Source organism: Mycoavidus cysteinexigens (genome assembly GCF_003966915.1).
GTDB classification, from domain to species: Bacteria; Pseudomonadota; Gammaproteobacteria; order Burkholderiales; family Burkholderiaceae; genus Mycoavidus; species Mycoavidus cysteinexigens.
The window spans coordinates 808299-822221 of record NZ_AP018150.1 but is presented as its reverse complement, the minus strand read 5'-3'; the positions used below and the strand labels follow the sequence as shown (position 1 = coordinate 822221).

At 48.5% G+C, this 13923-nt stretch carries 9 protein-coding genes; 7 read left to right on the top strand and 2 right to left on the bottom strand.

Annotation, left to right across the window (positions count from 1 at the left end; all coding sequences use genetic code 11):
• Window positions 1-175: 175 nt before the first annotated feature.
• The 5 genes from MCB1EB_RS03610 (at window position 176) to MCB1EB_RS03590 (ending at window position 5897) form a co-directional block, all read left to right on the top strand.
• Window positions 176-901 (top strand): GNAT family N-acetyltransferase, encoded by a 726-nt coding sequence (locus tag MCB1EB_RS03610; RefSeq protein ID WP_045362929.1) that lies wholly within the window; start codon window positions 176-178, stop codon window positions 899-901.
• Window positions 888-1616 (top strand): iron-containing redox enzyme family protein, encoded by a 729-nt coding sequence (locus tag MCB1EB_RS03605; RefSeq protein ID WP_026920907.1) that lies wholly within the window; start codon window positions 888-890, stop codon window positions 1614-1616. The genes MCB1EB_RS03610 and MCB1EB_RS03605 overlap by 14 nt, the downstream gene beginning before the upstream one ends.
• 229 nt (window positions 1617-1845) lie before the next feature.
• Window positions 1846-2961, top strand: a complete 1116-nt coding sequence (locus MCB1EB_RS03600; protein WP_045362931.1) for an ABC transporter ATP-binding protein — start codon at window positions 1846-1848, stop codon at window positions 2959-2961.
• Entirely contained in the window at window positions 2958-4820 is a 1863-nt protein-coding gene (locus MCB1EB_RS03595; RefSeq protein ID WP_081953491.1) for an ABC transporter permease subunit, read from the top strand. Before MCB1EB_RS03600 ends, MCB1EB_RS03595 begins: the two co-directional genes overlap by 4 nt.
• Before the next feature lie 66 nt (window positions 4821-4886).
• A complete protein-coding gene (locus tag MCB1EB_RS03590; protein ID WP_045362933.1) occupies window positions 4887-5897 on the top strand; it encodes a class 1 fructose-bisphosphatase in 1011 nt (336 codons plus the stop codon).
• A 1-nt stretch (window position 5898) separates the two neighbouring features.
• Here MCB1EB_RS03590 and sodC read toward each other — a convergent pair whose 3' ends face one another.
• Window positions 5899-6447, bottom strand: a complete 549-nt coding sequence (gene sodC / locus MCB1EB_RS03585; protein WP_081953492.1) for a superoxide dismutase family protein — start codon at window positions 6445-6447, stop codon at window positions 5899-5901.
• A 1003-nt stretch (window positions 6448-7450) separates the two neighbouring features.
• On the opposite strand from sodC, the gene MCB1EB_RS03580 reads away from it, so the two are divergent.
• Window positions 7451-8416, top strand: coding sequence for a LysR family transcriptional regulator (locus MCB1EB_RS03580; RefSeq protein ID WP_052393762.1), 966 nt, complete (start codon window positions 7451-7453; stop codon window positions 8414-8416).
• Window positions 8409-9503: an ABC transporter substrate-binding protein gene (locus MCB1EB_RS03575; RefSeq protein WP_026920912.1), complete on the top strand. Its 1095-nt coding sequence runs from the start codon at window positions 8409-8411 to the stop codon at window positions 9501-9503. Before MCB1EB_RS03580 ends, MCB1EB_RS03575 begins: the two co-directional genes overlap by 8 nt.
• Window positions 9504-9976: 473 nt before the next feature.
• Here MCB1EB_RS03575 and MCB1EB_RS03570 read toward each other — a convergent pair whose 3' ends face one another.
• Window positions 9977-13831: a WD40 domain-containing protein gene (locus MCB1EB_RS03570; protein WP_126353863.1), complete on the bottom strand. Its 3855-nt coding sequence runs from the start codon at window positions 13829-13831 to the stop codon at window positions 9977-9979.
• Window positions 13832-13923: the final 92 nt, after the last annotated feature.

Here is a 13923-nt window from a genome sequence, read left to right as displayed (position 1 = left end):
TCAAAATCAACAGTTAATTTGTCTTTTAGATTAATCCCTCTTTTTATGAATTAACCCACTAATATGACGTTTCGGGGAACAAGATACTCATTCGCTTTTTTATACTTTATTCCCAACATGCTGTGTATGATGATTTCTTATTTAACTTAATATTGCATAATTAAATGGTGGTGGTATGGAGCTAGACGTTGGAATTCAAAAATTAATCAATTTCTTAGATTATGTTTTTTCTCAAAAGAGCAGTTTCGATATCCATAGCGCCAGCTATGCACAAGCTCCAATGGATGAAATTCGACAATATCGCAATAATCAATATTTGCTAAGAGAGCAACATTATTTATTTAATGAATTACAGATAAAATGTGAAGAGCAATTTCAACTTGACCAAAGAAGTCATCATTTTTGGGTCACTAAGGATGGCGAGTTAGTGGGCTGTATCCGGGCGACTCCGGCTCCTTTTGAGCTGGAAATGGCGATGGCCGGCGCTACCCTCTCCTTGAGTCCTTTTTCTGATTATATTGAATTAAGTCGCTTAATTACCTCACATAACCATGAAGTTTCTGCGTTTTCTATTCGCCTTCTCGCTTGCGTAGCGCTTTTCAGTTTAAAAAATCAATACTCAGGATTTTTAGCCATGTGCAAAGCACCACAACGCAGGCTTTTTCAGCGCTTTGGCATGAAGCCCCTCTCTAGCGAATACTTAACGTTGCCGGAAAGGAATCATGGCAAATATTGGTTTATGGCCGGTAATTGGAATGAAATTGCAATGGGGCCAGGCTGCTCTATACCAGAGGGTTACCTCATACCAGAATTAACTACACCACCCCATCCGTTAGCCGCGGACCTTTCTTTTTTAGACTTTAAACATAACCCGCAAGGAAATATTCATGCTCAATTTTAATGATTTTTTTAAAAGTTTAGATGACCAGCTCGAAGTCATGTGGCAAGCTATATTAGCGGAATCGCGCTTTACGCAAGCGATTCTGCATGGCGATATAGATAAAACCCTCTATGCCATTTATATGATCGAGACGTTCCATTACACAGCGCATAACGCGCGTAACCAGGCATTAGTTGGGGTCCGAGAAAATCCTAGCCCAGTCTATACTAAATTCTGTTTCGAGCACGCCGCTGAAGAAGTCGGCCACGAAAAAATGGCTTTGCACGACCTTAGAAGCATTGATGTCATTACGCACGATACAGTGATTCCCAAACCCTTGCCAGAAACGGAAACTCTGATTGCGTATCTGTATTGGGTCGCCGCCAACGGCAATCCTTTAAGGCGCTTGGGTTACAGTTATTGGGCGGAAAATTGTTATCATTATATTAATCCTCTGATCGAGAAATTGCGCAGCACGCTTAAGTTGGAAGATTCCCAACTAACATTTTTCATTGCTCATTCTAGTATCGATGAGGAACATTTTGATGAAATTAAAAAAATTATTCAACGCACTTGTAATACGCAGGACGATTTAGATGACATCACTAACGTGATGGAAACTACGCTTAAACTCACCAGCAAAATGCTCGAGGCGGTTTTTGATGAATACGCCAAATTGCAAGCTGGGACGTCGACTCGTTACAGCTTTCTAAAAAATACCTCTGCTGCAGCATAAGAGCCAGGCTCTCTGCCTACCCCCTGCTCACCGCCCAGCCTGTGAATGCGCGCTGGGCGGTTGTGTTTTTTGATGTCAGATCAGTCTACTGGCTCAATAATTTATTATACTGGCATTGGTAATGCATAATAGCGAGGAGACCTGTGGACGAAAAGGGACTGAAAAACTGACTTTTGGGCCGGCCTTTATACGGTAAAAATTAACCCTCGCATTTTGACCAAATTTTCTAATGTCCGAACCATCAAAATTATTACAAACTAATCAGCTGGGGAAGCAATACGACACTGTCATCGCATTAGCACCGACGGATCTGGCCGTATCGGAAGCGGAATTTTTAACCTTACTGGGTCCTTCCGGTTCAGGTAAAACAACTCTGCTGAGCTTGATTGCGGGGCTCTTGCAGCCCGATGAAGGCAGTATTCATATTGGCGGGGTGGATGTCACCCATAAGCCGCCCTATGAAAGAGATATTGGCGTGGTTTTTCAAAACTATGCGTTGTTCCCGCACATGACGGTGGCTGAGAATATTGCCTTTCCCCTCAAAATGCGCAAGATCAGCGCGCGCGAAATTAAGCAATCCGTTATGCGCGTCCTTGAGCTGGTTGAACTACCTCATGTAGCCCACCGTTTTCCACGTGAATTGTCGGGTGGTCAACAACAACGCATCGCACTGGCCCGCTGCATGGTATATCGCCCATCGATTATTTTGATGGATGAGCCGCTTGGCGCATTGGATAAAAAATTACGCAACCAAATGCAACTGGAGATTAAACGCATCCATCGCGAACTGGGCACAACCATCCTTTACGTGACGCATGATCAAGAAGAGGCGATGACCATGTCCGATCGCATCTGCTTGATGAATGGAGGCAAAATTGAGCAATTAGGTACGCCGATAGAGCTGTATTTTTGTCCACAAACAGCTTTTGTGGCGGATTTTATTGGGGAATCCAATTTATTGCCGGCCCGCGTCAAACACGTGGAGGGTGAAACCGTGCATTTCACCTTAGATGGGATGCCTGGCAGTGGCATTGCCAAGTCTAATGGCAAACCCCTCTCTCCCGGCAACCACATCGAAGTCATGATTAGACCGCAACACTTACAGGTGAGCGTAAATGATGACTTAAATCACAACCGAATCGAAGCGACTTTGACTGATTTCGTGGTCACGGGCGCTACCAGCAAATCTTACTTATCCGTCCCCGGAGGAACCCAACTCGTTATCGCGGAATTGACTCAAGGGCATTGTTCGCCGCGCCGACATGGCGAGAAGCTGACCCTGACCTGGAATGCCGCAGACGCTGTAGCGATTCCACAAGAACCGCATGGGATTAAAATCAAATGAGGCAAACAGAGTTGAGCGGGCCGGCCTTAACCAATGAAAGAGCGCGCCTAGTACGGTCTTGGCGCTTACTCTTAAGAGGACTATGCGATCCAAAATTTTATCTCGGCGCGCCCATCATCTTTTATTTGCTGCTGACCTTGGCGCTTCCCATCGCCCAGTTGCTGGGTCTCAGTTTTCAACCTGAAGGGAAATTAGGGCTGGCGCATTACGGTCGCCTCTTTTTGTCACCAGTTTATCTGCAAGTATTGGCCATCACCTTTAAAACGGCAGCCTATACGACTCTATTTGCCGTGGTGGGGGGTTATCCGGTTGCCTATCTGATTACGTTTGCTCCGTCAAAATTCAAGAGCTCCTTACTATTTTGGGTTCTTTTGCCATTTTGGACGAGCTTTCTGGTGCGTACTTTTGGTTGGATGGTGCTCTTAGGCCGCAATGGCATGGTCAATCAAATACTGACCCGAACTGGTATGACAGAGGCGCCGCTCAATTTACTGTATCACTTTCCAGCGGTTCTCACAGGCATGATTCATGCCATGATGCCTTTGGCCATTTTGACCATGCTGTCCGTCATGAAAAATATTGACCGCACCTTGCCGCGCGCCTCATTGACGCTAGGCGCAAAACCGGCGCGAGCATTTTGGACGATTTATTTTCCGCTCTCTTTGCCGGGGGTAGCGGCGGCTGCGCTGATGGTATTTGTGACCTCAATCGGCTTTTTCATCACCCCCGCCTTGTTGGGCGGACGCAAAGAAATCATGATGACGCAAATTATCATGGACCAAATTCAGAGCACGCTGAATTGGGGCTTTGCCGGCGCGGTTTCAATGTTGTTGCTGGTTGCCGTATTAGCGGTTTTTGTCTTATATAGCCGGCTGATAGGGCTCTCGAGCTTAGCCGGAGAAAAAGCGACGGCGGCCCAGCGCGCGCCTGGGCACGCCCATATGCAATTACGAAGCGCTGGCTATTGGGTGCTAGAACGCTTAGCCGATATTTTCGATGGCCTGGGTAGCCTCTGGCGCCTCGCGTTCTCTTGGAGTGATCGAATTCGGCTTAAAAAGTCAGCGAAAAAACGCCCTCAGCCGGAAAAGCAAGGATGGGTGCTGCGGATTGTCGCAATCGCGATGTTAGCGTTCTTGATTGCTCCGATTCTGGTAATGATTCCAATTTCTTTTACTGAGAGCCGCGCCATCGATTGGCCGCCGCGGGGTTTTTCACTGCAATGGTATGAGGCCGTCTTTGAATCCCCTAATTGGAGCCATGCTGCGCTACGTTCGATCTTAATCGGCATTAGCACCGGATTTTTATCGATGCTGATTGGCACGCCCGCGGCTTTTTTACTCGCGCGCTCAAACTTCCGTTGGAAAGTGGCGTTGCTAGGTTTTATTTTAACACCCATGATCGTACCCAGAATGATTCTAGCGATTGGGTTCTTCTATCTTTTTGCTAAGCTAGGCCTGGTTGGCTCGATGTTTGGTTTAGTGCTTGGCCACACCACGATCGCCTTGCCTTACGTTGTTATCACCATCATGGCGGTACTTAAAAACTATGATGTTCAGCTCGATACGGCAGCACAAAGCTTGGGCGCTAGCCGTTTAAAAACCTTGCGTTATATTACTTTCCCGATTCTATCGGCGGGCCTGGCGTCAGCATTTTTGTTCGCCTTTGCAACTTCATTTGACGAATTGACGATCGCTCTTTTCGTAACCGGCGGGCTTAGCGCCACGCTACCTAAGCAATTTTGGGACGAAATTACATTAAATGTGTCGCCCACGATTGCCGCAGTTTCAACCTGTTTGTTTTTTTTCGTGGCGATTATTATTGGTTGCGCGGATCGACTACGCCGCCGCAGCGTCAAATAAAGTTAGGGCGCTGATGGCGAAACTGGTAATATCGCGGCGATTTAGACGCTTTTTGGGAGTCACCCGATGCAGGGCCGAATTACGCTTACTCAATATCTAATTGAACAACAACGCCAACACAATAGCCTCCCAGCCGATTTACGACTCTTAATTGAAGTCGTAGCGCGTGCCTGCAAAATGATCAGTCATAATGTCGGCAAAGGCGCGCTGGGCAATTTCTTAGGCAGTGCTGGCAGCGAAAATGTGCAAGGCGAAGTGCAAAAAAAGCTCGATGTGGTATCCAATGACATCTTGCTCGAAGCCAATGAATGGGGCGGTAATCTCGCCGCCATGGCATCCGAAGAACTTGAGCAAATTCATCTGATTCCACACCGCTATCCTAAAGGCGAATACTTACTGCTGTTTGATCCGCTTGATGGTTCGTCCAACATCGATGTGAATGTGTCAATTGGCACAATTTTCTCGGTCTTACGTCACACGGATAAGACTCGAACACCGGATGAGCAATCGTTCTTGCAAGCGGGGACACAACAGGTTGCCGCAGGGTATGCGGTGTATGGTCCGCAAACTGTGTTTGTACTCACCACGGGTCATGGCGTACATTGTTTTACGCTGGATCGAGAGCTGGGATCATGGGTGCTAACGCAGAGTAATATGCGAATCCCGCACGCCACTCATGAATATGCGATCAATGCCTCAAATGCGCGGCATTGGCATCCACCGGTGCAACGCTATATCAACGAACTGCTGATGGGTAAAGACGGAGAGCGCAAACAAGATTTTAATATGCGTTGGGTTGCTTCTATGGTGGCCGACGTGCATCGTATTTTGAATCGTGGCGGCATTTTTATGTATCCAGCGGACCAACGGGATCCCACTAAACCGGGTAGGCTACGTCTCATGTATGAGGCGAACCCGATCGCATTTATTGTGGAACAAGCGCATGGCGCTGCGACCAATGGCCAGCAGCGCATTCTCGAGCTTATGCCAACCCAATTACACGAACGAGTCGCAGTTTTCCTTGGGTCAAAAGATGAAGTTGACCGCGTGACACGTTACCATCATGAAATGGGTTGATTTAAGACGCGCCAGGTATCACACCGCACGCCAGACGAGCGCCGCCACCGCCTAAGGGCGCAGGGTTGTCGCTATGATTATCGCCATCCAGATGGACCGTTAGCGCGCGCCCGCGTATTTCTTTGAGCGCTTTCAGGCGCGGAGCTAGTACCGGATAAGTCGCGCGCCCATCTGCACCAGCATACAGTGCAGGCAAATCGCCTAAATGTCCATCATCACTATAAGGGCCAGCGTGCCGCTTGTTTTTTTGTGGATCCCAATGCCCTCCAGCCGCCAGTCCAGCGGCCGGCCCTTTGGGCCCTATCCCAGGCGCGCAAGATGGGTTTTCATGAATATGGAAACCATGAATGCCAGGCGGCAGGCCCGCTAATTCAGGCGTGAAAATCAGCCCATGCGGATTTTCTGTGACGTGGACCTTGCCTAATGACTTACCGGTACCCGTTGCATCAACCGCGTAAATGGGAATCGATAACGACTCGGCAAACGCGGTAGATATATTCACCCCGGCTAAAATAGCGAGCATAGTTGTCCAGCGGATGTATTTCCTCATTACGATCGTCCTCTTCTCTGGTTAAAAAATTTGCTTTCAGCCAGCGCAAGCTGCGCCAGACATTACGCTATCTAACCCAGTGACAGTTGCAAATCAGTCTGAAAGTTTGTGTGCCGGCAGACTCGCACCGTGGTCATTGTAGCTTGAGCAAAAACTATATAAGGGCTTAAATCAAGCGGTCTGAAAGATTAGCAAGACTGCATGGTTTTACGAAGTCACGCGCTCAATCTTAGTCAAATCAATTGCTCCCTCTAGCCTCAAAAGCAAGTGATCGTGTATCGCATTGAGCCCCGTTTAGAGGTACTTATAATGCGGAGCGTTTTCCAGTGCTGGCGCTCAAGCTCAGGATTGCGCGTGCTATGCATAGCGGCTTTTCAACCACGCACTTAGGATTTAAAAAGCCCTTGCCCAAATTTATGGGCCACCTTTTTGAAATCAGCGATGACCGACGTACCTACACCAACTGATCGAACCATAGCTTAAATGGCGGTAAGCGAAATAACGGATTTTGTAATCGTAATCAATGCAATTGTGGCGCCAGAATAGCTAATCAACCCACTTTCAAAGCTCCGCTGCAGTAAAAGGAAGAAAGCACAAAACTATCGAAGATCAAAAAAACGGATGAGCAGGAAAAAGTAGTGCTAGTATATAATCCAGAATACATATTTAGGGGTAAGGGCCAACACCTCATTTACCTTAAAGCAGAATGCTTGAAGGATAATAAATAGTTTATAGCCAATACTTAAAAATCCTTGAAATTACTCATAAATTATGCAATTTTCATATTTTTCTGTGGGGTGATTAGCGATGCGAACTTACGCTCAAAATAATTTGGAAAATCAATTCGACTGCCCCGCTAAAATTTAGCAAATTCATCTGTGGCCCAATCTCGTTCATATAAGACACTGCGCCATATTCATTGAGCACCATGCTTGTTCCTTGCTAGAAGGCTGTACGTTGTATTTTTCTCGTAATGTAAATAACGCCCGAAGGAAAGTAAAAAATGATCCAAGATATTAATCAGCGGCGCTTACGTTACTTTTACGAAGTCTGCACGTGCGGAAAAATTCGCGAGGCTGCGGACAATTTGAATATGGACTCGTCGGTGGTTACGCGTCAAATTAGACTCTTGGAAGAAGAGATTGGCTTCAAGCTCTTCGAGCGGCGGCCCCGTGGTGTTGTGCCCACCGAGGCCGCAGAGCTACTGCTCAAATACTATCGCGACAACTGCGATTTAAAAGTAGAATTAGAAAGGGGCTTAAACGAGCTGCACAATATGCGCCAGGGTAACATCCACCTTGCGATACACCCTACTTTTGTGGGTACGCTTATGAGTGTATTCAACAATTTCCAGTCTCAATACCCTGATATTCACCTACATATCGAAGAAAATTTCGAAACCAATAAAATCATCAATCAGATTCTCGAAGATATTTCCCATATAGGGATACTTTGTATTTACCAAGACGCCCCGAATATTAATTATTTTGCGCGTGTGCCTTTACCCTTATATATGTTGGTGAATAAAAACCATCCGCTCGCAAACAAACGCAAAGTAACCTTTGCAGAAGCCATCCGCTACCCACTTTCATTACCGGCTACGGGCGCGTTACGCCAGATGGTGCAGTCCGTCGCCCAAGCAGAAAAACTCGAACTCCAGCCCCCGGTGTTTATTAGCAACTCGACCACAGCTCGTAAAAAATTTGCTTGTACCGATGCAGGCGCCGTATTTATGTCAGCCTTCTCGGCATCTGAAGAAATTAAATCTGGAGAGCTGGTTGCGCTTGAGATCGACCACCCCATGTTTAAAGCGGCTAGCTTAGCTCTTATCGTCAGGCGCGGCAAAACACTTTTGCCACCGATCCTTCAATTACTCAGATTAATCAGTGCGCATTTACCTATATTTACGCGCCAACCTTTGGTTGAGAACAGCAGTCTAACCACAACATCAGGGGCCTCATATGAATGACAATAATCCACCGCATGGCTCTAGCCGCCGCAAGACCATCAAGAAAATAGCTGCATTAGGTGCAGCAGCAGTCTGCGCACCACTTATTATCATAAATTCTAAAAAGATCGCACAGAAAAAAGCCGCGCAAAGAATTGTCATCCGCACCTCGGGCGGTGAATGGCATTATGCCGCCACAGAATTACTTTTCAAACCTTTCCAAGAAAAATTCGGTATCGAGATGGTCGGCATCCCATCAAATGCGGAACCCATCGCAGAAATTAGGTCTATGGTCGATACCGGCAATTACAATTGGCACATGGCCTGCCTCGGAAATCGGGCGATTCCGATCCTCAGCCAGCAAAATTATTTGGAAAAGCACGGGCTAGAGCATGATCCTATTGTTTCAACTATCATGCCTCAGTTTATGTCGCCTTATAGCGTGGGGATGAACGTCTACTCTACAGTACTGACATATCGAACCGACGTTTTTCAAAAGCGTCCGCCGCAAAACTGGAAAGACTTTTGGGATGCGGAGAATTTTCCCGGCCGCCGCGGCCTGCGCAAAGTTCCTTTCGATACCATAGAGCAAGCCTTGTTGGCTGATGGCGTAGCGCCAAGCGCAGTCTACCCTTGCGATCTAGACCGTGCATTTCGCAGCCTCGACAGAATCAAGCCGCATATTTCTGTCTGGTGGCAAAGTACCCCAGAAGCTGAGCATCTCTTAAAAGTTCGTGAAGTAGACGTCATGCCAGTTTTTTTAACCGCCGCGCTAGGAGCCATTAAATCTGGCGCGCCCGTGGCGTTTTCTTGGGATCAACATGTTTACGGATACGATAACTGGACCATCCTGAAAGGTACCCCCAACGCTGATGCATGCCGAGAATTTATCCGCTTTGCGACCGACCCGAAACGGCAGGCGCTGCTTGCCCCACACGGAATTTCGCCGACCCAGCCAAGCGCTTTTGACTATATCAAGAAAGAACACGCTAAATTCCTGGCAGTGTATCCAGAGAACTTCAGCAAAGGCATCCCCAGCAGTGCTTTATATTGGCTAGATAATTATGGTTCGATTGTCGAGCGCTATAATCGTTGGTTTCTGAATTGAGAAAAAGAGGTATAGCCGGATAGCTGTAGTAGATTGCTGCGCTGAGGTTATCCGGCATCCGTATTTTTATATCAAAGTTATCATATTTTGATCCGCCCCTTCGCTGCTTAAAAGTACCGCATTTAACATGCTTAAGCCTCGCACCCCTTCGCGTAACGTACCCTTTACTCTGCTCCCGATGTGGGATATCCAGCTCAAACTTACCTGAACTTCATCCCCCTGCTCTATCACCTGCCACTGCCGAACTGACCTGCGTCCTGTCAGGCAAAACAATGAGACGCTTCTATCCAAGAAAAATAGATGGATATTTCAGATAGAAAAAGGCGTTGCAAAAAAATTTGTCGACCTGCCACAGCTTCACGCTCTGCTCAAACAGCATCCACACACGTCCTGAGCCAATAAACCTCTTAGCCAGCATCTGATCTAGCGAACCTCGCGTTTCCCTCCCTATCACAGCTTTGCATCCTTTCAAATCACTCACCTACCGCTCTTCTTCCTCTACTTTCTAACGCGCCTCGCTGCCTCAAAAGCCGCCCATTCATCTCGCTTAAGCCTTCTACGCCTTCAAGCAACATATCTGCTACACTCAATGCTCCATGCCCCGAGCTCCAGTTCAGTTTCAACTTATAGCCTTCCGCTTCTTTTTGCAGCTCCCACTGGCGCACCGACCTGTCTCCACTGCCACTCACCAAATACTGGTGTCCATCACGCTCCGTCCAGGCTACACTATACACGTACCACCTAAATTCATGAATCACGCGCAGACACACTCCCGAGGACACCTCCCACAGACGCACCGTCTTGTCATAACCCCCCGACCCCGAGGCAATCTGCGTGCCGCTCGGCGAATACACCACGCTCCAAACAGAGCCTGTATGGCCTTCTAAAGTGTGAACCGCCGCTCCGCTGTGCGCGTCCCACAGACGCACCGTATGGTCATAACTGCCCGAAACAATCTGCGTGCCGCTCGGCGAATACATCACGCTATTAACAGAGTCTGTATGGCCTTCTAAGGTGTGAACCGCCGCTCCGCTGTGCACGTCCCACAGACGCACCGTCTTGTCATCACTCCCCGAGGCAATCTGCGTGCCGCTCGGCGAATACACCACGCTATTAACAGAATCTGTATGGCCTTCTAAGGTGTGAACCGCCGCTCCGCTGTGCGCGTCCCACAGACGCACCGTCTTGTCAAAACTCCCCGAGGCAATCTGCGTGCCGCTCGGCGAATACACCACGCTATTAACAAAGTTTGTATGGCCTTCTAAGGTGTGAACCGCCGCTCCGCTCTGCGCGTCCCACAGACGCACCGACTTGTCCTCACTCCCCGAGGCAATCTGCGTGCCGCTCGGCGAATACACCACGCTCTTAACAGAGTCTGTATGGCCTTCTAAGGTGTGTCCCGCCGCGCCGCTGCGCGCGTCCCACAGACGCACCGTATAGTCCCAACTCCCCGAGGCAATCTGCGTGCCGCTCGGCGAATACACCACGCTATTAACGGAGCCTGTATGGCCTCCTAAGGTGTGTCCCGCCGCGCCGCTGTGCGCGTCCCACAGACGCACCGTATGGTCATAACTGCCCGAGGCAATCTGCGTGCCGCTCGGCGAATACACCACGCTATTAACCCCGTCGGTATGGCCTTCTAAGGTGTGTCCCGCCGCGCCGCTGTGCGCGTTCCACAGACGCACCGTCTCGTCACCACTCCCCGAGGCAATCTGCGTGCCGCTCGGCGAATACACCACGCTATTAACCCCGTCGGTATGGCCTTCTAAGGTGTGTCCCGCCGCGCCGCTGCGCGCGTCCCACAGACGCACCGTATAGTCCCAACTCCCCGAGGCAATCTGCGTGCCGCTCGGCGAATACACCACGCTATTAACAGCATTAGTATGGCCTTCTAAGGTGTGAACCGCCGCGCCGCTGCGCGCGTCCCACAGACGCACCGTATAGTCCCAACTCCCCGAGGCAATCTGCGAGCCGCTCGGCGAATACACCACGCTATTAACAGCATTAGCATGGCCTTCTAAGGTGTGAACCGCCTCGCCGCTGTGCGCGTCCCACAGACGCACCGTCTCGTCATTACTCCCCGAGGCAATCTGCAAGCCGCTCGGCGAATACACCACGCTATTAACAGCATTAGTATGGCCCTCTAAGGTGTGAACCGCCTCGCCGCTGTGCGCGTCCCACAGACGCACCGTCTCATCATTACTCCCCGAGGCAATCTGCAAGCCGCTCGGCGAATACACCACGCTATTAACAGCATTAGTATGGCCTTCTAAGGTGTGGATTTTTGCCCAGCTTGAGGTGTCATAGAGGCGGATCTTGCCGTTTCCAAGGCCCATCGCACAGGTTTTCCCATCCGGTGAATACGCGCAGGAAGTGGCCGCGCTCTCCTCTTGTATATACGCCCATTCACCAAACTGCACCCCAGCCATCTGCGCGCCGCTTAAATTCGCCTCACGGAGCCAGCTGGAGTGAAGCTTCACTCCGCTTAAATCCGATCCCTGCAATTGCGCTGAATCCAATACCCCAAAACTCAGATCCGCTCCAGGGATCCGGATCCCCTTTAAATCCAGCCCATTCAACTGGATCCCTGCCTTGACCAGAATCGTGATCGCATTCGCCGCCCCCTGACTCACAGAGTCTGTCTGCTTTGAGGCCTGGATCCATGCCAGCAGCAGTTTCACCAGTGCTCTGTTCTGTTGTACTCGCTCCACCAAAAACTGCTGAATCGCTGCATCCTCCACCAGATTGAAGCGCTTCAATAATCCTTTCGGATCCACCCGATCCGAGTCATTTAGCGCTTTCCAGAGGGACTGGACATTCTTCATCCCATTCAAGGGTTCGCCTGCGTCCCCTCCTGCCGACTCTTCCAGCTCTTCCCACATCTCACGCGCCACGAAATAGTCCCGCAACGATTTATGGATAAACTGGTATTGGTCTCCTTGCCTCGATAACGGCGCATTAAACCGTAAGAGACGCGTCTTTTCGTAATCATTACTTAAAAAACGACTCCAATCTTGCCCCTCGCTGGCTTTACCGGTCGAATATGTCGCAACCAAAACCTGCTTTTCATACAACGCAAGCGCAAATTCCTGGCTAAAATGAATCCCATGCTCTACAAAATCCTCTTCGGCTAAGCGGTTAAAGGTTTTTTGCTCTTCTTTAGTGAGCTGAATCCCTTGTAACCGGCTCTGCGAGCGGGCAAACCAGTTCTTCGCAAACTGCTCATAGAGCGCACCTCGAGTATACGAATTTCGATTAGACGCGCCTTCTTTTGAACCCAACGAAGGCAACACGTCTAGCACAATCTTAAGTAAAAATGGATTGCCTATCAGCGCTTGTAAGTCTGGATGCGATAAAGCGCTTTCATACTGTTCCGCACTCCATTTGGGGGCTTGAGCATGTCTAACATGGCTTTCTACATAGCCTTTAATAGCGGACTTAGAAAAGGGCGCTAGCTCACATTCTTCAAATACCCTGGCTTGACCGGACGGATAAAACTTGCTTTGATAACTCGGCCCTAAATATTCCGGACGACTACTGATAATCACTTTAGCATCCCACTTCTCGAGTTTATTATCCGCATAAAAAGCCCGTTGACGATGTTTGATCTCATCATAGCCATCGAGAATAAAAATAAACCGCCGATTTTGACGTAGCTGTTGGATTTGCTCTTTTGAAAACCCTTCCTCAGTAAAATATTCAGTCAAAAGATTTTTATTCGGGTCTTCTAGCGTTGTCAGCGGGATAAAAACAGGAATACGCTCATCCTCTTTCCTATCCGCCTGCTCATATTTTTTCCATAAATCGCGGGCTAAAGAGCGATTAAACGTCGATTTTCCTGAGCCGGCCTCACCGAGCAATAAAAAGACTTTTTTATCCGACTCTAAAAATGTATTGAATTTGCTATTTAAATCAAAACGTTTACCCGATTCGCCGCTGCCCACCATCTTACCTTCAGGTCCAACATAAAGACTCAGTGCATCTCTTATGGTTTCGTCAACTTGTAGAACCGATAAATAATTCTTTCGCATCGTTTCAATGCTCTCACCCAAATTAGCCAGGGGAGCAGTATTAGGGCGCAAGGCGCAGTTCTGATGACGTATTAGAGTTTCTAAAAGCTTCAGGTCTAAACCTGTTCCATGGTAATGCACTGTGGTCTCATTATGCGAACCATGAATTGGGATACTGACTAAGCCTATGCTAGTTTGTGTGACAGATTGCATCTCTGCGTCATAAGCCTCATGCATTGAATCAGGTCCTGCTCGTTTATTCGAAAAAGATGAAGTTAAGGAAGGTTGAGTATTTTGGCTTGGATTAATCGGCGACATGCTGGCTACCCCTTTCTAATATTTAGTATTTAACCTATATCTGAATGATTTACTATCGGATAAAAATTCAGCTTTCACTGAATAAAACCTAT